Below are 22788 nucleotides of genomic sequence, written 5' to 3'. Positions count from 1 at the left end.
CAGCATCACGCCCCTTCCCTTAGGATTTACAGGAAGCCAAGCAGCGTAAAGAAGAAATACCCGGCCACAATGATGATGACCGGCAGGATGTAGAGCGGGAAAAACTGCACAAAAATGGTATGACGCGGAACGACAATGCGCGATTCGATCTGCTCGCGGCTCATCCCGTCAGGGCCTTTCGCCTTCTCAAGTATCAGCTGATCTTCCACCCCTTCGCGTAAAAAGCGGGTCTGGCGACTCATGCGCGCGCCGGAGGCCTGCAACGCCATCGCGATAAATATCAACGCATAGATTATCCAGAAAACGACATTCAGCTGGTGGTGAAAATCCGGCGTGGGGGAGTTGAACCAGAAGACGTTCAGGAACGGGGTGTTAAACCGCATCATCTCAATCATGACGTGGGCAAAATCAAGCATAACGGCATTGATGCCCGGCTGTTTTTCGCTGTGATCGTACATAAATTTGAGTACGGAGATCAGCGTTGAAATCAGGGCGGGAATAAAAATAACCCAACCAGCAACACGTTTTAAGACCGCGATGCGTCCAGCTTGTTGATACGTCATTAGTTCCTCTTCATAAAGACGCGTTATTTGTGCCTAAGTCTACCTGCTGTCGGTCAATTTCGCCCGCTCTTTGCATGCAATATGCTAAATTGCTTGTGCTTAGCACCGTTCGTCTTACCCCAAGATAAGGAGATGTTGTAATGTCGACACCGCGCAAGATACTTGCCGCTATTTTTGACATGGATGGATTGCTGATTGATTCCGAACCCCTGTGGGATCGGGCTGAACTGGACGTGATGGCCAGCCTCGGCGTCGATATCAGTCGTCGTAACGAGCTTCCCGATACCCTGGGGCTGCGCATCGATATGGTGGTTGACCTTTGGTATGCCCACCAGCCATGGGTTGGCCCGGATCGCGACGAAGTTACGGCGCGCATTATCAACCGCGCCATCTCCCTCGTAGAAGAGTATAAGCCTCTGTTACCGGGCGTACGCGACGCTATCGCCCTGTGCAAGGCGCAAGGGCTGAAAGTGGGGCTGGCCTCCGCCTCACCGCTGCATATGCTGGAAAAAGTGCTGACGATGTTCGGGCTGCGCGACAGCTTCGACGCGCTGGCCTCGGCCGAAAAGCTTCCGTACAGCAAGCCACATCCGCAGGTGTATATGGACTGCGCCGCGAAACTGGGGCTGGATCCGCTTACCTGTGTGGCGCTGGAAGATTCGGTTAACGGCATGGTGGCGTCCAAAGCCGCACGTATGCGCTCCATCGTTGTGCCGGCTGAAGAAGGCCGACACGATCCCCGTTTTGCCCTGGCGGATGTCAGGCTGACGTCTCTTGAAGAATTGACTGCCCGCCATCTGCGTGGGGAGTAACGCTCTTTCAGGCAGCTTCGGCTGCCTGCCCCGCAAAATCAAAACAACGTTTTACTTTATTTGCTTTTCTCATTCCAGACTCCTATTCTTACGTGCAGAATGACAATAACCTGACTTCTGAGGCGCGTATGATACTGGATGCTTTTACTCTGGCAGGAAAAGTGGCGATGGTGACCGGGTGCGATACCGGTCTGGGGCAAGGCATGGCCATTGCCCTCGCCGAAGCAGGATGCGATATCGTGGGGGTTAACCGCAAGGTTCCTGACGAAACGGCAGCGCGCGTTACGGCGCTGGGACGACGCTTTATCGCGATTCGCGCCGATCTTGGCAAGCAGGAGAGTATTCAGAGCGTGGTGGATACCGCAGTCGCTGAGATGGGCCGCATCGATATTCTGGTTAACAATGCCGGCACCATCCGCCGTGCCGATGCGCTGGAATTTAGTGAGAAGGACTGGGACGAGGTCATCGATCTCAATCTGAAATCAGTCTTTTTCCTCTCTCAGGCAGTGGCGAAACAGTTTATCGCGCAGGGTCAGGGCGGCAAGATCATTAACATTGCTTCCATGCTCTCCTTCCAGGGCGGCATCCGGGTGCCCTCCTATACGGCGTCCAAAAGCGGCGTGCTGGGCCTCACCCGCCTGCTGGCGAACGAATGGGCAACGCTGGGCATTAATGTGAATGCTATTGCGCCGGGTTATATGGTGACAAATAACACCCGGCAACTTCGGGATGATGAGCAGCGCAGCCAGGCGATCCTCGACCGGATTCCGGCGGGCCGCTGGGGTCTCCCGGAGGATTTACAGGGTCCGGTGGTGTTTCTGGCTTCAAGAGCATCTGATTACGTTAACGGTCATACTCTCGCCGTAGACGGTGGCTGGCTGGCGCGCTAACCGCGCGTTTGTGACAAAGAGTTACACCGTCACCTCTTTCACACACTGTATAAAAACCCTATACTGTATGAATCGACAGTTTACCGGGTTTTATCATGACGGCGGAAGGCCACCTGCTTTTTTCACTTGCCTGTGCAGTGTTTGCCAAAAACGCTGAACTGACCCCTGTGCTGGCACAGGGGGACTGGTGGCATATTGTCCCTTCCGCCGTACTTACCTGCCTGCTGCCGGACATAGATCATCCAAAGTCATTCCTTGGCCAGCGGCTAAAGTGGATTTCAAAGCCCATCGCCAGAGCCTTTGGTCATCGCGGGTTTACCCACAGCCTGCTGGCCGTATTTGGCCTGCTTACACTCTTCTATTTAAAGGTTCCGGAGAGCTGGATCGTCCCGGCGGATGCCATTCAGGGCATGGTGCTTGGCTACTTAAGCCATATCCTCGCCGATATGCTGACGCCAGCGGGCGTACCGCTGCTCTGGCCCTGCCGCTGGCGTTTCCGCCTGCCAATCCTCGTGCCGCAAAAAGGCAACCAGCTGGAGCGCGTTCTGTGCATGGCGCTGTTTGCGTATGCCGTCTGGATGCCGCAGACATTGCCCGAAAATGGTGCAGTGCGCTGGTCATCGCAGATGATCAACTCGCTGCAATTTCAGTTCAATCGTTTTATTAATCACCAGATTGAACATTAAACCGACAATATAATCACTTTTGTCATAAACCATTCCATATGGATATAAGCGTGACATCACACTTCTGATAACCTTGCGCCAACAGGTTCGGTAAAAACCGACCGTATAATAAATCAGGAGAACGGGGATGAATTTTCCACTCATCGCGAACATTGTTGTGTTCGTCGTATTGCTATTGCTTCTCGCCCAGGCTCGCCACAAACAGTGGAGCCTGGCGAAAAAGGTACTGGTCGGTCTGGTCATGGGCGTGGTGTTTGGCCTGGCCTTACACGCTATTTACGGCTCCGACAGCCCGGTACTGAAAGACTCCATTCAGTGGTTCAACATTGTCGGTAACGGCTATGTACAGCTGCTGCAAATGATCGTTATGCCGCTGGTATTCGCCTCTATTCTGAGCGCCGTAGCCCGCCTGCACAATGCCTCTCAACTGGGTAAAATCAGCTTCCTGACCATTGGTACCCTGCTCTTCACCACGCTGATTGCGGCGCTGGTGGGTGTGCTGGTAACCAATCTGTTTGGCCTGACTGCTGAAGGTCTGGTGCAGGGTAGCGCTGAAACCGCGCGTCTGACGGCGATTGAGACCAACTACGTGGGTAAAGTGGCCGATCTGACCGTTCCGCAGATGGTGCTCTCCTTCATTCCGAAGAACCCGTTTGCTGACCTGACCGGCGCAAGCCCAACCTCCATTATCAGCGTGGTGATCTTCGCGGCATTCCTGGGCGTGGCTGCGCTGAAGCTGCTGAAGGACGATGCGCCGAAAGGCGAGCGCGTTCTGACAGCCATCGATACCCTGCAAAGCTGGGTGATGAAGCTGGTGCGTCTGGTCATGCAGCTGACGCCGTACGGTGTCCTGGCGCTGATGACCAAAGTCGTTGCAGGTTCTAACCTGCAAGACATCATTAAGCTTGGCAGCTTTGTGATTGCCTCGTACCTCGGTCTGGGCATCATGTTTGTTGTGCACGGCATTCTGCTGGCGGTGAACGGCGTTGGCCCGCTGAAATACTTCCGTAAAGTCTGGCCGGTGCTGACCTTCGCTTTTACCAGCCGTTCCAGCGCGGCATCTATCCCGCTGAACGTCGAAGCACAGACCCGTCGTCTGGGCGTACCGGAGTCTATCGCCAGCTTCTCGGCCTCCTTTGGCGCCACCATCGGGCAGAACGGCTGTGCGGGTCTCTACCCGGCGATGCTGGCCGTAATGGTTGCCCCAACAGTGGGGATTAATCCGCTGGATCCGGTCTGGATTGCGACGCTGGTCGGTATCGTGACCATTAGCTCCGCCGGTGTTGCGGGCGTGGGCGGCGGCGCGACCTTCGCTGCGCTGATCGTTCTGCCTGCGCTTGGACTGCCGGTGACGCTGGTTGCCCTGCTGATCTCTGTTGAACCGCTGATCGACATGGGTCGTACCGCCCTGAACGTGAGTGGCTCAATGACCGCCGGTACCCTGACCAGCCAGTGGCTGAAGCAGACCGACAAAACAATTCTCGACAGTGAAGATGATGCCGAACTGGCCCATCGTTAATCACGGCCGAAATAAAAAAACCGCCTGAGGGCGGTTTTTTTATGGCTGTTATTCTTCAACCTCTTCATCCTGGCGGGTCTGCATAGCCCATCGCTGCGCCGATTCTGGCACCGTAAACGCAGGGGAGCGACGGAAGTGCTCGCCAATCAGCACGAAGGCAACGTATTTACCCCGTAACATCCAGACATCGCGAAAACCATCCACTTTCAGGGCATGGTCAGGCGGCGCGGGTTCAACGCGGGGCACATAGCTAATAACCTGGCGGTTTTGTTGACGAAAAGGTTTCATAAGCGACGGGTTCACTAAAGCAAATTCTTAAAGCAGGAAATTTCTATCATAGCCGATTCTCCCCCCACCCGTCGCGCCTGACATGTGGCAGATGGCTCCTTTCGCTAATCACTTCCTCTGAAAACGCTTAGTTCGCCTGCTAATTCATCACATTGTTCTATCCTTAATAGGGTTTTCAGGAACGAACAAAGGAGAATCGTGCAATGTCGAACAATGATAAACCCCATCAATCCCCTATTCATGGCACCGAAGAATCTCAACCGGGAATGGACTCACTCGCCCCTGCGGATGGCTCTCATAAACCGTCGCCGGGCCTCTCCGCGCCGGGCGAGCAACCTACTGCACCGGGAAGCATGAAGTCACCCGATGCGGACAACGAAAAGTTAAAATCTCTCGACCCGCACCGCAAAGGGGGTGAAGGCTATGCGCTGACCACCAATCAGGGCGTGCGCATCGCCGATGATCAGAACTCCTTGCGCGCCGGAACGCGCGGCCCGACGCTGCTGGAAGATTTCATCCTGCGGGAAAAAATCACCCATTTCGACCATGAGCGTATTCCTGAACGTATCGTTCACGCTCGCGGCTCTGCGGCGCACGGCTATTTCCAGCCGTACAAGAGCCTGAAGGAGATCACGAAGGCGGATTTCCTTTCCGATCCGAACAAAATTACACTGGTATTTGTGCGCTTCTCTACCGTACAGGGCGGCGCGGGTTCGGCCGACACGGTGCGTGATATTCGCGGCTTCGCCACCAAATTCTATACCGAAGAGGGCATTTTCGACCTCGTCGGGAATAACACCCCGGTTTTCTTCATTCAGGATGCGCATAAATTCCCTGACTTTGTCCATGCGGTAAAACCAGAGCCACACTGGGCCATACCGCAGGGACAAAGTGCGCATGACACCTTCTGGGACTACGTCTCCCTGCAACCGGAAACCCTTCACAACGTGATGTGGGCGATGTCTGACCGGGGGATCCCACGCAGCTATCGCACCATGGAAGGCTTTGGTATTCATACCTTCCGTCTGATTAACGCTGAAGGTAAAGCGACGTTTGTGCGTTTCCACTGGAAACCGGTCGCGGGGAAAGCGTCCCTGGTGTGGGATGAAGCACAGAAGCTGACCGGGCGCGATCCGGACTTCCACCGTCGCGAACTGTGGGAATCCATTGAAGCCGGTGATTTCCCGGAATACGAGCTGGGGTTACAGCTGATCCCGGAAGAGGACGAATTCAAATTCGACTTCGACCTGCTCGACCCGACCAAGCTTATTCCCGAAGAGCTGGTGCCGGTTCAGCTGGTGGGCAAAATGGTGCTTAATCGCAACCCGGATAACTTCTTCGCGGAGAATGAGCAGGCTGCGTTCCACCCGGGCCATATTGTGCCGGGGCTGGATTTCACCAACGATCCGCTGCTCCAGGGCCGTCTGTTCTCTTATACCGATACGCAGATCAGCCGTCTCGGCGGACCGAACTTCCACGAAATTCCTATCAACCGTCCGACCTGCCCGTACCATAACTTCCAGCGTGACGGGATGCATCGCCAGGATATCGATACCAACCCGGCGAACTACGAGCCAAACTCCATTAACGATAACTGGCCGCGTGAAACCCCGCCGGGGCCAAAACGTGGCGGATTCGAGTCGTATCAGGAGCGCGTGGACGGAACAAAAATTCGCGAGCGCAGCCCGTCATTCGGCGAATATTACGCTCAGCCTCGCCTGTTCTGGAACAGCCAGACCCCGATTGAACAGCAGCACATTATCGGCGGTTTCAGCTTTGAGCTGAGCAAAGTGGTGCGTACCTACATTCGCGAGCGCGTGGTCGACCATCTGGCGCATATTGATATCCAGCTTGCTCAGGGCGTGGCGAATAATCTCGGCATCACGCTCACCGATGAGCAATGCCATGCCGCACCGCCAAAAGACGTGAACGGGCTGAAGAAGGATCCGTCCCTGAGCCTGTACGCGGTACCTGGCGGGTCAATTAAAGGCCGCGTAGTGGCTATTCTGCTGAACGATAAACCGCGCGCCAGCGACGTACTGGGGATCATGCGGGCGCTCAAAACCCAGGGCGTACATGCCAAACTGCTTTACTCTCGCATGGGTGAAGTGACGGCCGATGATGGCTCCGTCCTGCCGATTGCCGCGACCTTCGCCGGAGCACCGTCGCTGACGGTTGATGCGGTGATTATGCCGTGCGGCGACGTTGAGAGCCTGCTCGGTAACGGTGATGCCGCCTATTATCTGCTGGAAGCCTATAAGCACCTGAAGCCAATCGCTCTGGCAGGCGATGCGCGGAAGTTTAAAACTCTGCTGAAGGTACCGGATCAAGGGGAAGAAGGCATTGTCGAAGGTGATAACGTCGATGATGCGTTTATGACCCGGTTGTTTGACCTGCTCGCCGCGCACCGCGTGTGGTCGCGCAGCAGTAAGATTGACCAGATACCGGCGTAAAAAACCTGAAGCCCTCACCCCGGCCCTCTCCCCTGGGAGAGGGAGAAAACAATAAAAACGGTAACCAAAAGGTTACCGTTTTGCTTTTACCTCGCCACCGGGCTTTGCCTCAAAGATCCCTGAACGTCCCCAGACGATACCCACGCTCGGCAATCGCATACTTTAACGACGCCGATGTCAGCACATCCAGTTCTGCCAGACGCGGCCAGCAGTAGGCGCTCTTACGTACTATCTCATCGACAAACGCCGGGTGCGCCATTACCTCAAGCGAGCGCTCCCCTTTTGCGGCGGAGTCATCCAGCACCTTCAGGAACAGCGCTTCGTCGATCTCGTCGCCATAAAATGCGCTGCTGAACCCCTCCGTTGACGTCACCGCGACGTCCGGCAACCCGCGCACCTCACGATCCACGCGCATCGCCACGCCTTTACGTTGCGCAAACTCTGCCACAAGCGGGAAAATCGCCGGGATCATATGCACATGATGATGGCTGTCAATATGGGTAGGTTCGCGGCCAAACATATCCACAAAGCGGTTAAACTGGCACTCCAGCTCGCGGGCAATCTCATCGAGCGGCAGAGCGTCCTGCTCCGCCATTTCCCAAATCCATTTCCCCAGTTGTCCCTCGCGCGTCAGACCCGGCATCGGTGAAAGGGGCAACCCAAGCGTCAGCACAAAGTGCATGCCCACGCCCAGCTCGGGCAGCTCACGGCTTAACTGCGCCGCATGTTCCACCGCCTCACCGTTGATGAGCGCTGTTGTAGAGGTCACGACGCCCCGGCGACAGGCTTCAATAATGCCGTAGTTCTGCCCTTTTGACAGGCCAAAATCATCGGCATTGACGATCAGCAGGTTTTCCATCGCGCCTCCTCTTAACGGTGTGTGAGTTTCAGTTTCTCAACCGTTGCAGCAAAGTTTGGCAGCCATTTTTCATGCGCCAGGATCATCTCACTCGCGAGTTTTTCAGCGTCACGGTCAGAATGCACCAGCGGGCTGAGATTCAGCGCCAGCAGTACGTCATTCAGTTCGCCGCTCAGGGCAGCATTGCTCGCCGCCACTTCAAAGCCTTTGATGGTGTGAATCAGCCCCATCACCTTATCATCGAAGTGGGTAATGCGGGGATGCGGTTTTGCACCCTCGCGTCCAAGGATGCAGGTCATCTCAACGGCCCAGTCTGCCGGGATATTGTCGATGTGCCCGTGATGGGGAACGTTCACATAGTGCTCGGCCTGCTTGTCATTGTAAATGGCGTTAATCACTTCACACGCCGCATCCGAATAGTATGCCCCGCCGCGCTGCTCCAGCTCTTTCGGTTTGACGTTCAGGTTCGGATCTTTATACAAATCAAACAGCTGCTTCTCTACTTTCTGCACAACCTGAGCGCGTGCGCCACCTTTGTAGTATTCGCCCATTTCAATGGCCAGCATCTCTTTCTGCTTGAAGTAGTAAAGCAGATACGAGCACGGCAGCAGATTCAGGGAGCGGATCAGCCCTTCGCTGAACGGCAGATCGAAGATGTTTTTCACCGAGGCCGCAGTCAGGCGACCAGAGGCGACGCCGTCGAGCAGTTCCGCAAAGCGCGATTGCCCGTTCACAATCACATCTTTGATAAAGACCATGTGATTCAGGCCGAACAGGTCAATGGACAGATCATCGTGCTCGGTCAGTTCCAGTACATCGCGGATGAACATCTTCATGCCAATCGGAATATTGCAGACGCCGATAAAGCGTTTGAAACCGGTATGGCGATAGACTGCCTCGGTGACCATCCCGGCCGGGTTGGTAAAGTTGATCACCCAGGCGTTCGGGCAGATCTCCTCCACGTCTTTAATGATGTCAAAAATGACCGGAATAGTACGCAGGCCTTTAAACAGGCCACCTGCCCCGTTGGTTTCCTGGCCCAGATAACCATGGCTCAGCGGAATGCGCTCGTCCAGCTCACGCGCCTTCAGCTGGCCGACGCGCAGCTGCGTGGTCACGAAGTCAGCATCTTTCAGTGCCAGGCGACGATCCAGCGTTTTATGCACGGTTAAGGGCACGCCCGCTTTTTCAACCATGCGTTTGCACAGTTCAAAAATAATATTCAGCTTCTCCTGACCTTCTTCAACATCCACCAGCCATAATTCGCTGACCGGTAATTCATGATACCGTTTCAGGAAACCTTCAAGTAATTCCGGAGTATAGCTGCTGCCGCCACCAATGGTTACGACTTTTAATTTCTGTTGCATAATATCTCCCTTAGCGTATCAGGTTAATCGCCTGCAAGGTATAGCGTGCTCTTCCCGCTATTTGGGCAAGCCATTACGTCACTGTTCCTGGCGGATAAACCGCCGAAAGTTAATTAATTACCGTTAAATTTTTGCGGTAACTGTTCGGTGTGAATGAAGTCAATTTTTTAAAGGTTTTAATAAACAGACTGGGACTGCTGTAACCCGATTCGTAAGCGATATCGGTGACAGAGTAATTAGTAATTTCCAGCTGTTTTTTGGCAAAGTTAATGCGGATTTCATTAATAATTTGCACAGGCGTTTTACGGTAATAACGCTGCGTGGCGCGCGTCAAATATTCCTGCGATTTACCCGACAGCGCCACCATATTCTCCAGGGCGTTATCGCTGAACTGTCCTTTGTCGTGCATCAGCTCCACGGTACTACGCAGCCACTGAGGAATATCATCCACCACCTGCTGTTCTTCACGGTGATGGCGGAGGCGATTCATGACGTAGAACGTCACGGTTTCAATAAATTCATCAAATTCATTGTCGCGGAAATTCAGCGAGGCGATAACCGTTTCAATCCAGGTCATAAACTCATTTTTAACGCGATACACCTGTGACGCCACAAAGCAGAACGGCACCAGCGGCAGATAATGCTTCTCGAAGAAACGCCTGCTCACGCCTACGTTCAGAATGCGCGTCGCACCAAACTCATAAAAGCTCTGGTGATAAGATCCCATCGGCAGGAAGACGAAATCGCCACGCTCAAGCAGGACGCGCTTACCGTTGATCTCCTGATAGTAGCGGCCGGTCAGAACAATCGTGAACTCGTAGTAGTCATGCTGGTGCAGACCGCTGGCGCTCTCCGTTTTGTTGTAAATCACCACGTGAAAATTCTTGCCATTAAACAGCTGCTGCTCATGTGCGGTTTTGATTTCCATCGTGCTGACCTCCTGCTACTTCATCCTGACTTATTGCATCTTCTCGTGAAGCTCGATGAGCTCCGCTACCAGCTCGCGTGCCAGCATGGAGGTCATCAGATGATCCTGCGCATGTACCAGCACCAGACTCACTTTCATCTTCCCTTCGCCCTGGTCGCTTTCGATAAGCTTCGTCTGCACCAGATGCGCTTCGTTTAACGCCGTACGGGACTGCTCCATCATGGTTTTCGCGGCAACGAAGTCGCCCTGCTTAGCCTGCTTAAGCGCCGCATACGCCAGGCTGCGTGCCTGCCCGGAGTTGATGATGAGGCCCATCACCACCTCTTCCAGATCGTTCTCTGCGGTTTCTTCGGCAACGATACTCTCTAAATCTAACATTTTTTAAGCTCCTTTCCGCTGGCGCGGGTTGCCCCGCGCCGTGCAATTTTAGAATTTCAGTGCGAGGGCGATATCCTCTTCGCTCTCTTCTTCATCGATAACCGTTGCGGCCTTGTTCGCAATCGCCACGAACGGCATGTAGAGCAGGGTTGCAATCCCGAGGTTGAATATCGCCAGCAGGAAGGCGGCCACGCTACCATTGGTGTTGAAGAACGCGCCCAGACCAGCCGGCATCGTCCACGGCGCAATGTTGGTCACCGGCGGGATAATGCCCAGGTAGTACGCCGTCAGCGTAATCGCGGCCAGCAGCGGCTGAACTAGGATGAAGGGAATGAACATCACCGGGTTCATGATAATTGGCAGACCAAACAGGATCGGCTCGTTAATCTGGAAGATGCCTGACGGCAGGGCCAGCTTCGCAACCTGACGATGGTCAGCGCGGCGAGAGACAATAAAGACCGCGATGATCAGACCCAACGTCGCCCCGGTACCGCCCAGGAAGATATAGGAGTCAAGCATCGGCTTCGCCCACACATGGAAGGTTTTACCGGCCGCCAGCGCCGCATCGACGGAGCCGTACTGCTGGTAAAGCGCGACGTTTTCCAGTGCCCATGGGGTCATAATACCGCTGTCCAGCGCCGCCAGTGCCAGTGAACCATGCACGCCGAAGAACCACAGCAGGGAGGTAAAGATGACATACGCCCAACCGACCACGCTACCCATCGACGCCAGCGGCGTTGAGATAGAGTCCATAATGATCTGGTGGAAGTTAGTTCCCCAGTGAGAGAGCGCCCAGGCAATAATCCCCATGATGGAGAGAATAATGAAGCCCGGAATCAACGCGGAAAATGAACGAGAAACAGAGGCCGGAACGCTATCCGGCAAGCGGATAACCCAGTTACGGCGAATAATGAAGGTGAACATTTCGGCCACCACCAGCCCGATAATAATACCGGAAATGATGTTTGCCCCACCCAGCCAGTTGGCGCCAACGGCATAAGCGTCGCCCACGCTGTACGGTGTGACGGTCATGAACGCGGCAATGGACAGTAAGCCTGCCGCCAGCGGATCCACTTTACGCTCTTCCGCCAGCGCCATTCCAATAAAGAAAGGCGCCATTAGCGACATAATACCCAACGTACCGTTGTATACGTTGCCGCCAATGGCTTTTAAACCATTAAGGGTTTCAATAGTTGAAGCATCTAGCCTAATTCCTAATGAATAAAAAAAGGAACCTTCTCCAAAGCTCAGAAAAACGTTGTTAATTAAAACGAACATTGCCCCGGCTAATGTCAACGGCATTAATTTAATAAAGCCGTTCTTAATGGCATTAACATGAGGCTGCTTTCCTATTTTAACAGCAAAAGGAAGGAGTACCTTTTCAAGTGAAGCGATGACTTTACTCATAGGAAAATACCCTTAAAGGCCGCAACGATCGTTACGGCGTATTGTGTGTGAAATAACTCTTTGACGGGAAAAATAAAAAATTAATTAGCAGCTTTTTTAATCGCCGCAACGGCAGCTTTTAATACACCTAAACCATCAATCTTGCCGTATAAAACGGAATCGATCACTTCGACCGGCTTATTGGGTAGCAGACGTTGAATTTCTGGCAGCATATAAGCGATTTGCGGCCCGAGTAAAATAACGTCTGCTGTCTGGCCCTTCTCGCCCGCCAGCGTTTCCGGAAACGCCTCAATCACCACAGGGACTTCATATTTTTCGGCCTGCGCGCGCATTTTAGAAACCAGCAGCGAAGTGGACATGCCCGCAGAGCAAAACAGATAGATATGTTTCTTTTCCATGATAACTTCCCTCTTGTTTGGCTACCCGCCGTCTCGCTATCACTCGACTCGCTATCCTGGCTGACGGGCAGTGTGCTGAACATTGTTTATCGTTGAAGTGAGTATACGCAATGGTACAGGGAGGGGATAATTCTGGATAGACTGAAATTGTCTCTCATTGACCTGGCTTGTTGACTACCTTCACATTTCAGGCAAATAATTCGCGCCAAGAAATAAGATTCACGTATGCATAAAAAAACCGGCCTTCCGGCCGGTTAGTTAACGCTCTCAGGCAAGCAGGCTTACTGTGCCTTAGGTGCCTGTGGGTCGGTGTCGTATTCGGCACAGGTCTGGTAACCAGAATTGATCACGTGACCCGTATCATCCAGGGCGACAAAGTAGGTCTCTGCCTTACCATCACGTTGACCCAGAATATAGGTCTGGCAGGTACCACGCGCGTGGATCATAGTAACTTCTGAAGAAGGTTTACCGGCAATGGCTGCAACCTGGGAACGCGTCATGCCTTTTTTGACGTCTTTTACCACTGGCTGTGTGAACTGATCTTTGGTGCGATCGTAAGCTGTACACCCTGCCAGCATAGTCAGTACCGCCGCTGCGCTTAAAATTCCTGCTACGTTCTTGTTCATATTCCGTCCTCTTGTTTATCAGCGTGTTAACTAAGCATGGGATAAAAATTACTATTGTTCAACTTTGCGAGTTACGCCAGACGAATTTCGGAAAATTCTAATAAAACAACGGTAAGCTGCTAAATCGCTGTAAAACAGTACACTCAAAACTGTGATCCTTGTCGTTTCCCCGACAAAGGGTTAGTTTTAACAGATCACACTTTCTGTTTGGTTCTGCATAGGGAGGGCGTAATGGCTCTGCAACAAGAAATTATTCAGGCGCTGGGCGCGAAACCTGCGATTGATGCCAATGAAGAGATCCGTCGTAGCGTTGATTTTTTGAAAGCTTACCTGTCTGCACACCCTTTCCTGAAGACGCTGGTGCTGGGTATCAGCGGCGGTCAGGATTCCACTCTGGCCGGCAAGCTGAGCCAGATGGCCATCTCCGAGCTGCGTGACGAGACCGGTGACACCGCGCTGCAATTTATTGCCGTACGTCTGCCGTATGGCGTGCAGGCTGACGAGCAGGACTGTCAGGATGCGATCGCGTTTATTCAGCCGGACCGTGTTCTTACCGTAAACATCAAAGGTTCGGTACTGGCAAGCGAGCAGGCCTTGCGTGAAGCCGGTATTGAACTGAGCGATTTTGTTCGCGGCAACGAGAAAGCCCGTGAGCGCATGAAAGCGCAGTACAGTATCGCAGGGATGACCAAAGGGGTCGTCGTCGGCACCGACCACGCCGCGGAAGCCATCACCGGCTTCTTCACCAAATACGGCGATGGCGGCACGGATATCAACCCCCTCTTCCGCCTGAACAAGCGTCAGGGCAAGCAGCTGCTGGCGGCGCTGGGCTGCCCGGAGCACCTGTATAAGAAGGCGCCAACGGCGGACCTGGAGGACGATCGCCCTTCCCTGCCGGATGAAGCCGCGCTGGGCGTCACATATGACAACATTGATGATTATCTGGAAGGCAAAACGCTCGACGAAGGTACCGCCAAAATTATCGAAGGCTGGTATCTGAAAACCGAGCACAAGCGCCGTCCGCCGATTACGGTGTTTGATGATTTCTGGAAAAAGTAAAAGCAAAACGGTAACTCAGTTTTACAGGCCGGGTAAGGCGTAACCGCCACCCGGCTCTTTTTTAACCACCGAACACCTGCTACACTGTATGCCTGAACAGTATATGGAGCAGTATGTGAGCAGGCGTCAATCCGCCCCGCGTCTTGAGTTTGAAGCGGCGGCTATCTACGAATATCCCGAGCATCTTCGCCCTTGGCTTGAGGCTCTGCCTAAACAGCCTGGCGTCTATTTCTTCCACGGCGACAGCGATACCATGCCGCTCTATATCGGCAAAAGCGTGAATATCCGCAGCCGGGTGATGTCGCACCTGCGTACGCCGGATGAAGCATCGATGCTCAGGCAGTCCCGGCGGATCACCTGGATCGAGACGGCAGGCGAACTGGGCGCGCTTCTGCTCGAAGCCCGGCTCATCAAGGAACAGCAGCCGCTGTTTAACAAACGCCTGCGCCGCAACCGCCAGCTGTGTTCCTTGCAGGTTAACGCAGGAAAACCGCAGGTTGTTTATGCCCGGGAAGTGGATTTTTCGCATGAACCCAATCTTTACGGTCTGTTTGCCAACAAACGTGCCGCACTGCAAACCCTGCAATCCCTGGCTGATGAATTACAGCTTTGTTACGGCCTGTTAGGACTGGAAGCCACCACCCGCGGTCGCGCCTGTTTCCGCTCCGCGCTGAAACGCTGCGCCGGGGCGTGTTGTGGAAAAGAGAGCGTTGAAGAACATCATGCCCGGTTTATGGCGGGCCTGGCCTCTATCAGCGTTAACTGCTGGCCGTGGGAAGGCGCGGTGGCGCTGAAAGAAACCCGCGATGCGATGACGCATTATCACATCATCCGCAACTGGCTCTGGCTTGGCGCCGTTGAAAGCCTGGATGACGCTACCGCCCTGCTGCGCACCCCTGCCGGGTTCGATCAGGATGGTTACAAAATTCTCTGTAAGCCATTATTAACCGGAAAATATGAGATCATCGTCCTCAGTGACCCGGCAGCCAGGTAATTTCACTGAACAGCAGCGACCCCTTCGTTTCCAGTAAACGTAGGGTATGACTGCCCGCTTCCCAGCTGGCACCCTGATCGGCGGTCAGTAATTTGTCGCCCAGTTGCCAGGCGCCACTTAAGACAAAGACCACCCCACCGCGTGACGCGAAGGTAGTGAACGTTCGGGTAGCAACGCGCACCTTTGCCTGGCAGCAATCCCGTCGGGTCATGATGTTGAAGTCCATCGACATCTGCCCCTCTGTGAGCACGGCTTTCACCGCCAGATCGCCCGCAAATCGGTAAGGCTGGTGATGCTTCAGGGTATGACAAAACGCCCTGCCTGCATCCAGGGTCACCTCGCCGCCTTCCAGCAGCGTAATCACCCGGTCAACGCCCGGGAACGCGGAGAATTCGCCGTTAATGGCGATGGAGGCAATACTGGCCCGCCAGAAAAAATCCCGCGTCGCGGGAGGAAAACAGCAAATCTCACGCGTCTCACCCGCACCATTACGCCAGAGACTGACCGGCATTTTACGGATATCAAAGAATTCCATGACCACTCCTGAAGGACGCACCGTGCGCCAGGGCATTTTCACAGACGTATTATCGGCAGCAGTCAGGCCAGACCTTAGGCATGGGATAAAAGAAAAACCGCCGGTCCTGTCCACAGCGTTTTCGCTTTTGTAGACAGGAGCCCGGCGGTCTTAAGAGAGTGAACCGATTATTCGGTTGGTGCAGGCATTTTACCTTCCGGCGCTGCACGTTCTGTCAGACGCTTCTCAAAATTGGCATTAAATTGCTTTTTCTGTTCCGGCGTCAGAATGTTGTAAATCTTGTTCTGGGTTTCCATGTGGGCCAGCATGCGTGCTTTATGCTGCTCGGCCATTTTGTCGATCTGCGCTTCCGCTTTTGCTTTATCGAAGCTGTCGCTGGCAATGATGTCATGCATTGCGCGGCGCTCTTCCAGCGGAGGACGTTTCATCTGGTCACGCTGGCTTTTCATGATGTCGCGGATCTGCTGCTTCTGCGCATCGGTGAGGTTCAGATCTTTAAACATCATCATCTCATGGTGCATACCCGGCTTGCCTTTATGATGCATCATCATTTTGCCTTCCGTCGGCGCGGCGGTAGTGGTCGCGGTATCGGCGGCGAACGCCATGCTGGTAGCGCCCAGAGCCAGGGTAGAGGCAACAAACAGTGCAGTTAATTTACGCATAATGTCTTTCCTTACTTTCAGTTATTCTTCGGCGCTATGCCGTGTTGACGAGATTAACTTTACGGCGTTTATCGTCAATTAGTCAGAGCAACGGTAAAACAATGAAAGTGTAAAAAACAACTTTTCGCCAATTGTGGAGAAATTAAGGAAAAAGCGTGGAGAGATGAAACAAAAATATTCAACAGGATGATTTTAAAGAGATTATGGAGAAGTATAGCGAAGTGCCGTTTAATAATAAAGCAATTCTCCAGGAATATTCCGCAAACAATACCAGAGCGCTTTTAACGCTAAGAAATTTATTCTTCATTTCCCCTCCGGTCTGCGCGAGGGGAGACGTTCAGGGCATTTTTTCCAGCATCAGACCTGCTCGAAAACCAAACGCGACCGACGGATTAGGAAATAAAACATATTCCGTGGATTTCTTTACCGCATAGCGCGTCTCACCATCTTCCGCCAGCAGGACGCCCTGGCGAAACGGCGTAAAGTTCAGCGTATGGGGTGCCATATGAAGCTGGAAAGCCTCGCTTTGACGCGTGATCTGCTGCACGACCCGATAGCGCACGACGGGTTCCCGGGTGGGTTCCGGCGCAACCCCGGCGAGCAACGCCCGGAGCGCCTGATGCGTAGGGGTAAAACGCGTCAGGTCGTTTTGCCCGAACGGCAGCGCTTTTCCGAGCTCCAGGGTGCAGGATAACGCGCCAACATTTTCGCAGGTGAAGTGGGTAAAAGTGCCGCCTGGCGTCTGGTGGAAAACCAGTGCCTCCAGCCCCGCATCGCCAAGCCAGGTCAGAAACGCCTCATCCCACGGCTGATGACGCTGCGGTAACACGCCAAAACGCACATGGTACGAGGCGCGAATGGCCGTATGCAGATCAAGGTGCCAGCGCGTTTCCCCCGCCCCGGCAAAAAACGCCGTGACCACCTTCTCCAGCCATTGCGCGCGAGTCGTCTCATCACTCTGTGGAAACTGCGCCCAGCGACCACCAAACATGCGGTTGATGTCGCTCACGAGATACCGTTTATTTTGCGCCAGCGCAGGCGGATTTCCCAGTACCACCAGCAGACGGCAGTGCAGCGTGATCTCTGCGCGATACAGCGCGCGCAGCAATAGTTCGACAATCTCCACGGGCGCGGTTTCGTTTCCGTGAATGCCGGTAGAAAGCAGCAGCGACAGGTTATATTTCCCCGTCGGCGTGAGTTCAAGCACGCCCGGCCCCAGCCATCGCCAGTGGAACGAAGGGCCTGCCCCCTCTTGCCGCTCCGGTGTCTCTTCGGCCAGCGTCAGCGCCAGTAAGTTTTCCATGTCGTCTCCTTAGCGCTGGAACGGATAAACCGATCCCAGTTGCAGGATGGTTGATAATGCATCCAGCGCTTCGCGGCCTTCGCGCAGCAGCTGCGGATCAACCAGATCGGCCTGAGCCAGACGGTCGCGATAATAGCGGTCCACCCAGTCATTGAGGGTATTGAACAGCGTGTCGTTCATCATCACCGCCTGATTCACGGCCTGCAATTCCTCCGGCGTTAACACCACGCGTAGTCGCAGGCACGCCGGTCCCCCGCCGTTGGCCATACTTTCCCGAAGATCAAACACGCGCAGTTCATCAATCGGGTTATCCGCCTGCACCAGTTCGCTGAGATAGCGCCAGACGCCCTGATGGTTGTGGGACTCCTGCGGCAGCACCAGCATCATGCTGCCGTCATCCCGGCTCAGCAGCTGGCTGTTGAACAGATACGTTTCGACCGCGTCCTGCACGCTTACCGCCTGCGTGGGCACCTGAATCGGCATAAATCCCGGCACGCGTTCGCGCAGCGTGGCCAGCAACTTTTCCTGATGGGCAAACGCCTGCTCGTGGCAGAACAGTACCTGACGGTTGGAAACGGCAATGACGTCGTTATGAAACACGCCCTGGTCGATCACCTGCGGATTTTGCTGGGCAAAAATCACCTGAGAAGGATTAACCTGGTTCAGCCGCGCAACCGCCTGGCTTGCGGCTAAGGTTTGTCTCGCCGGATAACGAACCGGCGCGGCGTGGCCGCCCTCTTCCCGTCCATAGATAAACAGCTGCAAACCCGGCTCGCCATAGTCGCCGCCCAGACGGTTGTGGTTTGCCGCCCCTTCATCGCCAAACATCGCGACCTGCGGCAGCGCCGAATGTACCTCGAAATGCGCATCATGATTAAAAATGGCGCGCAGCACGCGCCCGGTGGTCTCCGCTTCGCTGGCGCGGTGGAATTTGTTGTTCAGGTTAGCAACGGTCAGATGCACTTTGCCGTCCAGCGTATCCGCCGACGGCGCAACGGTGGCGGCATTCGCCACCCACATCGAGGAGGCTGAACTGGCTGCGGAAAGCAGGTGTGGCGTCTGCGTGCCTGCTTTTTCCACCACCTGTTCATCCGTACCGCTGAACCCCAGCTGGCGCAGCACGGCCACGTTTGGGCGCTCCTGCGGTGGGATCACCGCCTGCGGGAAACCGGCATCTGACAGCGCCTTCATTTTCAATAGCCCCTGCTTCGCCGCCAGCTTCGGGTTCGAGACCTGGAAACGGTGCTTCGTCGAGGCTTCATTACCGAACGACAGCCCGGCATAGTGGTGCGTCAGCCCCACGAGGCCGTCAAAGTTAACCTCACGCGCTTTCATGGGCGTCACCCTCAGTAAAATCCAGCCCCGGATTCAACGTCTCCGGCAGCGTCAGCGCCGGGGTTTCCAGGCTTGCCATCGGCCACGCGCAGTAATCGGCGGCATACCAGGCGCTGGCGCGATGGTTGCCCGACGCCCCTACGCCACCAAACGGCGCAGTGCTCGCCGCACCGGTCAGCGGTTTGTTCCAGTTCACGATCCCGGCGCGCGCTTCCAGCAGCAGCTGGTCGAATTTCTCGCGATGCGGCGATATCAGGCCGCTCGACAGGCCGTAGCGGGTATTGTTGGCCATCTCGATCGCCGACTCAAAATCGTCATAGCGCCAGACGCACAGCAGCGGGCCAAAGACCTCTTCATCCGGCACGTTGCTCGTCGCACTCATCTCAATAATCCCCGGCGTCAGCAGCGACGTGCCCGGCTGAACCAGCTTCGGCTCCAGCAGGGTTTTCGCCCCGCGCGCCACGTGCTCCTGCCACGCTTTCAGTACGTTCAGCGCCGCCTGCCCGGAGATCAGCCCGCCGATAAACGGCTGCGGCTCGGCATCCCATTTCGCGGGAACCAGACGCGCGCTCACCTCCACCAGACGCTTCAGGAACGCATCCCCCTGCGCGCCGCGCTTAACCAGCAGGCGGCGGGCGCATGTGCAGCGCTGTCCGGCGGTAATGAACGCCGACTGAATGGTCAAGTGGACCGCGGCATCGATATCCTCCGGATCTTCCACAATCAGTGGGTTGTTGCCGCCCATCTCCAGCGCCAGAATTTTTTCCGGTTGCCCCGCCAGCTGACGATGCAGCTGATAGCCCGTTCCGGCACTGCCGGTAAACAGCAGACCGTCAATGTCGCTCAGCGCACTCAGCGCCTGACCGGTTTCACGCCCGCCCTGCACCAGATTCAGCACCCCCGGCGGCAGCCCCGCCTGCTCCCAGAGTTTTACCACTGCTTCTCCGGTTAAGGGGGTTAACTCACTCGGCTTGAAGATGACGGTATTCCCCGCCAGCAGCGCAGGCACAATGTGCCCGTTCGGCAGATGCCCGGGGAAGTTATACGGGCCAAACACCGCCAGTACCCCGTGCGGACGGTGGCGCAGCGTGGCCGCGCCGTCTGGCATCTCGGTATGCTGCTCGCCGGTGCGGGTATGGTACGCCTTCACCGATATCGCAATTTTGTTGATCATCGCCGTGACTTCGGTTGTTGCCTCCCAGCGCGGCTTACTGGTTTCGCAGGCAATGATGCGGGTCAGCTCGGCTTTATTGGCCTCCAGCAGCGCAGCAAATTTCTCAACCAACGCCTGGCGCTCGAAGAATGGCCGTTTCGCCCACGCCGGAAACGCGCGGCGTGCAGTCTGACAGGCCTGCTCAACCTGCCCGGCGCTTGCGTCGTTCCCAGACCAGAGCACCTCCTGGCCGACCGGGTTAGTTTTTGTCCGCGCGTCACCTTCGCCCGTAACCCAGTCACCGTTAATCCATAGAGTCATGCTGTTTTCTCCTCAGGGCAGAGCCGCACCAGGCGAACCGTGTCGCCAGCGTTACATTTCAGGGCATCCAGTTGCGCAGCCGTCAGTACCAGACGCTCGCATGATGGGTTGGTTCGCACCAGCATGGCGCGGAAGTTGGTGTAATTCTCGTTCGAGACCAGGCAGGCTGGCCACTCGCCCGGCGCGGGCTGGCCTTCTGAAACCTCAACCAGGCGGCTTTTACGGATGGCGCGAACGCGGTCAATGTCGCATTCCAGCGTCGGGCCGCCGTCGAAGATGTCGACGTAGTTACGGTAGCGAAATCCCTCTTTCTCCAGCACCGCGCGGGCCGGGGCGGTTTGCGGGTGAACTTCGCCGATCACCGCCTGCGCTTCTGGCGTTAGGAAATGGGTATAAATAGGATGCTTCGGCATCAACTCGGCGATAAACGCCTTCTGACCGGTGCCGCACAGGTAATCCGCCCGGCTAAATTCCATGGAGAAGAAGCGTTCGCCCAGACTCTCCCAGAACGGCGAGTAGCCCGTCTCATCAATCACGCCGCGCATCTCCGCGACCACTTTTTCGTTGAAGCGGTCGCGAAAGGCGGCCATAAACATAAAGCGCGATTTGGAGAGCAGATAACCGTTGCCCTCTTTGCGCCAGTCCGGATCGAGAAACAGGGTGCAGAGTTCGCTGGCGCCGGTATGGTCATTACAGAGGAAGAGCGTCGGCAGCGCGTTGTAAACGTTCAGCTCTTTCGAGGCGTGGACCATCGTGCCGACGCGGTAGTTGTACCACGGATCATTAAGCCCGACGGCCACCTCGATAGCGCAAATCCCCGCCACGGTTCCCGTGTCGGTATCTTCCAGCACGAACACATAGCCCTGTTCGCTTTTTGGCAACGTCCCCTGCCAGGTTTGCAGGGCGCGCTCAATGCGCGCCGACAGCGTTTTTTCATCAGCAGGCAGCGAGGTCAGCCCGCCCCCTGTCTTACCGGCAAGCTGCATAAGCCCGGCGAGATCGCCGTGCGCAACGGGACGGATGACCATCATGATGACACCCCGGACTTCACCTGTTCGCAGGCCAGCGCAAAACGATCTAAGCCAGTTCTGACCTCTTCCTCGCTGACGATCAGCGCAGGGGCAAAGCGCACCACGTTAGCACCGGCAATCAGCACCATTACGCCCTGCTTTGCCGCTTCCTGTGAAATCAGCTTCGCTTTGCCGGCAAACTCAGGGGCAAGCTCACAGCCTATTAACAGCCCCAGACCGCGGATCTCTTTGAACAGGCCAGTTTTGCTGTTAATGGCCGTGAGTCGCTCAACAAACCACTGGTGACGCTGCTTCACGCCGTTCAGCACCTCAGGGGTGTTGATGATATCCAGCACCTGTCCGGCGACAGCGGTTGCCAGCGGGTTGCCGCCGTATGTGGTGCCATGAGTGCCCACGGTCATCACGCTGGCGAATTTTTCGGTGGTCAGCATCGCCCCCACCGGGAAACCGCCGCCGAGCGCTTTGGCTGTTGAGAGCACATCCGGGGTCACGCCATAGTGCATGTAGGCATACAGCTCACCCGTGCGGCCCACGCCGGTCTGGACTTCGTCAAAAATCAGGACCGCGTTATGCCGATCGCACAGCTCGCGCAGCCCTTGCAGGAACGCTTTCTGGGCGGGCATGACGCCGCCTTCCCCCTGCATGGGCTCGACAATCACCGCACAGGTGGTGTCGTCAATCAGCTCGCTGGCAGAGTGTAAATCGTTATACGCCGCATGACGGATATCCGGCGGCAGCGGCGCAAAATCCTGAGAATATGAGGGCTGACCGCCCGCACTGACGGTAAACAGCGTGCGGCCATGGAAAGCATTTTTAAAGGCTACGATGCCGCTCTTATGCGCGCCGAATTTATCGTGCGCATATTTGCGCGCCAGCTTCAGCGCCGCTTCGTTCGCTTCCGCGCCGGAGTTACAGAAAAAGACTTTTTCTGCGAAGGTGGCGTCGATCAGCTTCTTCGCCAGACGCAATGCCGGTTCGTTGGTATAACCGTTGCCGGTATGCCAGAATTTCGCCGCCTGGTCATTCAGCGCCTGCCGCAACGCCGGGTTTGCATGCCCCAGCGCATTCACCGCAATCCCACCTGCAAAGTCGATATACTCTTTGCCCTGCTGATCCCACAGGCGAGAGCCTTCCCCACGTACCGGAATAAAAGCCGCCGGAGCGTATACCGGCATCATCCATTCATCGAAATTTTCACGCGTAACTGACAGAGACATAGCG

The 22788-nt window shown here is 55.4% G+C and carries 23 protein-coding genes; 7 read left to right on the top strand and 16 right to left on the bottom strand.

All coding sequences use genetic code 11. From position 1 onward, the window contains the following. Window positions 1–26: 26 nt before the first annotated feature. Window positions 27–563 carry a YniB family protein gene (locus tag ACOTXL_RS14745; RefSeq protein ID WP_045350504.1) on the bottom strand — a complete coding sequence of 179 codons (537 nt, stop codon included), beginning with the start codon at window positions 561–563 and terminating at the stop codon, window positions 27–29. Window positions 564–703: 140 nt separating this feature from the next. On the opposite strand from ACOTXL_RS14745, the gene hxpB reads away from it, so the two are divergent. The 4 genes from hxpB to tcyP all read left to right on the top strand — a co-directional run bounded on the left by hxpB (window position 704) and on the right by tcyP (window position 4470). Beyond that, window positions 704–1375, top strand: coding sequence for a hexitol phosphatase HxpB (gene hxpB / locus ACOTXL_RS14740; RefSeq protein WP_032658162.1), 672 nt, complete (start codon window positions 704–706; stop codon window positions 1373–1375). 128 nt (window positions 1376–1503) lie between these two features. Next, window positions 1504–2265 (top strand): 2-dehydro-3-deoxy-D-gluconate 5-dehydrogenase KduD, encoded by a 762-nt coding sequence (gene kduD, locus ACOTXL_RS14735; protein WP_032658160.1) that lies wholly within the window; start codon window positions 1504–1506, stop codon window positions 2263–2265. Window positions 2266–2360: 95 nt separating this feature from the next. Continuing rightward, entirely contained in the window at window positions 2361–2951 is a 591-nt protein-coding gene (locus tag ACOTXL_RS14730) for a metal-dependent hydrolase (RefSeq protein WP_015570742.1), read from the top strand. A 127-nt stretch (window positions 2952–3078) separates the two neighbouring features. Further along, window positions 3079–4470, top strand: coding sequence for a cystine/sulfocysteine:cation symporter (gene tcyP, locus ACOTXL_RS14725; RefSeq protein WP_022647826.1), 1392 nt, complete (start codon window positions 3079–3081; stop codon window positions 4468–4470). A 48-nt stretch (window positions 4471–4518) separates the two neighbouring features. Here tcyP and cedA read toward each other — a convergent pair whose 3' ends face one another. Continuing rightward, window positions 4519–4773, bottom strand: a complete 255-nt coding sequence (gene cedA / locus ACOTXL_RS14720; protein WP_072034775.1) for a cell division activator CedA — start codon at window positions 4771–4773, stop codon at window positions 4519–4521. Window positions 4774–4961: 188 nt separating this feature from the next. On the opposite strand from cedA, the gene katE reads away from it, so the two are divergent. Beyond that, window positions 4962–7211: a catalase HPII gene (gene katE / locus ACOTXL_RS14715; protein WP_045350501.1), complete on the top strand. Its 2250-nt coding sequence runs from the start codon at window positions 4962–4964 to the stop codon at window positions 7209–7211. Window positions 7212–7320: 109 nt separating this feature from the next. Here katE and chbG read toward each other — a convergent pair whose 3' ends face one another. From chbG to osmE, 7 genes are all read right to left on the bottom strand, one after another. Further along, window positions 7321–8070: a chitin disaccharide deacetylase gene (chbG, locus tag ACOTXL_RS14710; protein WP_023324492.1), complete on the bottom strand. Its 750-nt coding sequence runs from the start codon at window positions 8068–8070 to the stop codon at window positions 7321–7323. A gap of 11 nt (window positions 8071–8081) precedes the next feature. Next, entirely contained in the window at window positions 8082–9437 is a 1356-nt protein-coding gene (locus ACOTXL_RS14705) for a 6-phospho-beta-glucosidase (protein WP_022650894.1), read from the bottom strand. Between the two features lie 109 nt (window positions 9438–9546). Then, entirely contained in the window at window positions 9547–10365 is an 819-nt protein-coding gene (gene chbR / locus ACOTXL_RS14700) for a transcriptional regulator ChbR (RefSeq protein ID WP_017384663.1), read from the bottom strand. 30 nt (window positions 10366–10395) lie between these two features. Beyond that, window positions 10396–10743: a PTS N,N'-diacetylchitobiose transporter subunit IIA gene (chbA, locus tag ACOTXL_RS14695; RefSeq protein WP_003857835.1), complete on the bottom strand. Its 348-nt coding sequence runs from the start codon at window positions 10741–10743 to the stop codon at window positions 10396–10398. A 48-nt stretch (window positions 10744–10791) separates the two neighbouring features. Next, window positions 10792–12150, bottom strand: coding sequence for a PTS N,N'-diacetylchitobiose transporter subunit IIC (gene chbC, locus ACOTXL_RS14690; protein ID WP_017384664.1), 1359 nt, complete (start codon window positions 12148–12150; stop codon window positions 10792–10794). Between the two features lie 80 nt (window positions 12151–12230). Further along, a complete protein-coding gene (gene chbB / locus ACOTXL_RS14685; protein WP_015570750.1) occupies window positions 12231–12548 on the bottom strand; it encodes a PTS N,N'-diacetylchitobiose transporter subunit IIB in 318 nt (105 codons plus the stop codon). Window positions 12549–12829: 281 nt separating this feature from the next. After that, window positions 12830–13174: an osmotically-inducible lipoprotein OsmE gene (osmE, locus tag ACOTXL_RS14680; protein WP_003857836.1), complete on the bottom strand. Its 345-nt coding sequence runs from the start codon at window positions 13172–13174 to the stop codon at window positions 12830–12832. Between the two features lie 231 nt (window positions 13175–13405). Between osmE and nadE the strand changes: the two genes are divergently transcribed. Both nadE and cho read left to right on the top strand, forming a co-directional pair. Then, a complete protein-coding gene (gene nadE, locus ACOTXL_RS14675; protein ID WP_003857837.1) occupies window positions 13406–14233 on the top strand; it encodes an ammonia-dependent NAD(+) synthetase in 828 nt (275 codons plus the stop codon). 115 nt (window positions 14234–14348) lie between these two features. Further along, the gene (cho, locus tag ACOTXL_RS14670; protein WP_072139661.1) at window positions 14349–15227 is read left to right on the top strand and encodes an excinuclease Cho; all 879 of its coding nucleotides are present in this window, start codon (window positions 14349–14351) and stop codon (window positions 15225–15227) included. Here cho and ves read toward each other — a convergent pair. The 7 genes from ves to astC form a co-directional block, all read right to left on the bottom strand. Next, complete coding sequence (ves, locus tag ACOTXL_RS14665; RefSeq protein ID WP_045350500.1) at window positions 15205–15762, bottom strand: environmental stress-induced protein Ves; 558 nt, start codon at window positions 15760–15762, stop codon at window positions 15205–15207. The two genes, cho and ves, sit on opposite strands and share 23 nt — an antisense overlap. Before the next feature lie 167 nt (window positions 15763–15929). Beyond that, the gene (gene spy, locus ACOTXL_RS14660) at window positions 15930–16424 is read right to left on the bottom strand and encodes an ATP-independent periplasmic protein-refolding chaperone Spy (protein ID WP_015570753.1); all 495 of its coding nucleotides are present in this window, start codon (window positions 16422–16424) and stop codon (window positions 15930–15932) included. Window positions 16425–16761: 337 nt separating this feature from the next. After that, window positions 16762–17727, bottom strand: coding sequence for a succinylglutamate desuccinylase (astE, locus tag ACOTXL_RS14655; protein WP_045346449.1), 966 nt, complete (start codon window positions 17725–17727; stop codon window positions 16762–16764). Window positions 17728–17736: 9 nt separating this feature from the next. After that, window positions 17737–19062, bottom strand: a complete 1326-nt coding sequence (gene astB / locus ACOTXL_RS14650) for an N-succinylarginine dihydrolase (RefSeq protein ID WP_045346450.1) — start codon at window positions 19060–19062, stop codon at window positions 17737–17739. Beyond that, window positions 19049–20536: a succinylglutamate-semialdehyde dehydrogenase gene (gene astD, locus ACOTXL_RS14645; RefSeq protein WP_045350498.1), complete on the bottom strand. Its 1488-nt coding sequence runs from the start codon at window positions 20534–20536 to the stop codon at window positions 19049–19051. The genes astB and astD overlap by 14 nt, the downstream gene beginning before the upstream one ends. Next, window positions 20533–21567 carry an arginine N-succinyltransferase gene (gene astA, locus ACOTXL_RS14640; protein ID WP_022650887.1) on the bottom strand — a complete coding sequence of 345 codons (1035 nt, stop codon included), beginning with the start codon at window positions 21565–21567 and terminating at the stop codon, window positions 20533–20535. Before astA ends, astD begins: the two co-directional genes overlap by 4 nt. Continuing rightward, window positions 21564–22784: a succinylornithine/acetylornithine transaminase gene (gene astC / locus ACOTXL_RS14635; protein WP_022650886.1), complete on the bottom strand. Its 1221-nt coding sequence runs from the start codon at window positions 22782–22784 to the stop codon at window positions 21564–21566. Before astC ends, astA begins: the two co-directional genes overlap by 4 nt. Window positions 22785–22788: the final 4 nt, after the last annotated feature.

The sequence above is a fragment of the Enterobacter cloacae complex sp. IR5402 genome, assembly GCF_049238125.1.
In the GTDB taxonomy this organism is placed as follows: domain Bacteria; phylum Pseudomonadota; class Gammaproteobacteria; order Enterobacterales; family Enterobacteriaceae; genus Enterobacter; species Enterobacter hormaechei_C.
The sequence above is the reverse complement of the archived record's forward strand: the minus strand, read 5'-3'. Positions and strand labels throughout refer to the sequence as shown.

Excerpts from the sequence above, each read along its gene's own strand:
- ACOTXL_RS14745 (WP_045350504.1), bottom strand. The coding sequence starts at position 563 with ATGACGTATCAACAAGCTGGACGCATCGCGGTCTTAAAACGTGTTGCT.
- hxpB (WP_032658162.1), top strand. The coding sequence starts at position 704 with ATGTCGACACCGCGCAAGATACTTGCCGCTATTTTTGACATGGATGGA.
- kduD (WP_032658160.1), top strand. The coding sequence starts at position 1,504 with ATGATACTGGATGCTTTTACTCTGGCAGGAAAAGTGGCGATGGTGACC.
- ACOTXL_RS14730 (WP_015570742.1), top strand. The coding sequence starts at position 2,361 with ATGACGGCGGAAGGCCACCTGCTTTTTTCACTTGCCTGTGCAGTGTTT.
- tcyP (WP_022647826.1), top strand. The coding sequence starts at position 3,079 with ATGAATTTTCCACTCATCGCGAACATTGTTGTGTTCGTCGTATTGCTA.
- katE (WP_045350501.1), top strand. The coding sequence starts at position 4,962 with ATGTCGAACAATGATAAACCCCATCAATCCCCTATTCATGGCACCGAA.
- chbG (WP_023324492.1), bottom strand. The coding sequence starts at position 8,070 with ATGGAAAACCTGCTGATCGTCAATGCCGATGATTTTGGCCTGTCAAAA.
- ACOTXL_RS14705 (WP_022650894.1), bottom strand. The coding sequence starts at position 9,437 with ATGCAACAGAAATTAAAAGTCGTAACCATTGGTGGCGGCAGCAGCTAT.
- chbR (WP_017384663.1), bottom strand. The coding sequence starts at position 10,365 with ATGGAAATCAAAACCGCACATGAGCAGCAGCTGTTTAATGGCAAGAAT.
- chbA (WP_003857835.1), bottom strand. The coding sequence starts at position 10,743 with ATGTTAGATTTAGAGAGTATCGTTGCCGAAGAAACCGCAGAGAACGAT.
- chbC (WP_017384664.1), bottom strand. The coding sequence starts at position 12,150 with ATGAGTAAAGTCATCGCTTCACTTGAAAAGGTACTCCTTCCTTTTGCT.
- chbB (WP_015570750.1), bottom strand. The coding sequence starts at position 12,548 with ATGGAAAAGAAACATATCTATCTGTTTTGCTCTGCGGGCATGTCCACT.
- osmE (WP_003857836.1), bottom strand. The coding sequence starts at position 13,174 with ATGAACAAGAACGTAGCAGGAATTTTAAGCGCAGCGGCGGTACTGACT.
- nadE (WP_003857837.1), top strand. The coding sequence starts at position 13,406 with ATGGCTCTGCAACAAGAAATTATTCAGGCGCTGGGCGCGAAACCTGCG.
- ves (WP_045350500.1), bottom strand. The coding sequence starts at position 15,762 with ATGGAATTCTTTGATATCCGTAAAATGCCGGTCAGTCTCTGGCGTAAT.
- spy (WP_015570753.1), bottom strand. The coding sequence starts at position 16,424 with ATGCGTAAATTAACTGCACTGTTTGTTGCCTCTACCCTGGCTCTGGGC.
- astE (WP_045346449.1), bottom strand. The coding sequence starts at position 17,727 with ATGGAAAACTTACTGGCGCTGACGCTGGCCGAAGAGACACCGGAGCGG.
- astB (WP_045346450.1), bottom strand. The coding sequence starts at position 19,062 with ATGAAAGCGCGTGAGGTTAACTTTGACGGCCTCGTGGGGCTGACGCAC.
- astD (WP_045350498.1), bottom strand. The coding sequence starts at position 20,536 with ATGACTCTATGGATTAACGGTGACTGGGTTACGGGCGAAGGTGACGCG.
- astA (WP_022650887.1), bottom strand. The coding sequence starts at position 21,567 with ATGATGGTCATCCGTCCCGTTGCGCACGGCGATCTCGCCGGGCTTATG.
- astC (WP_022650886.1), bottom strand. The coding sequence starts at position 22,784 with ATGTCTCTGTCAGTTACGCGTGAAAATTTCGATGAATGGATGATGCCG.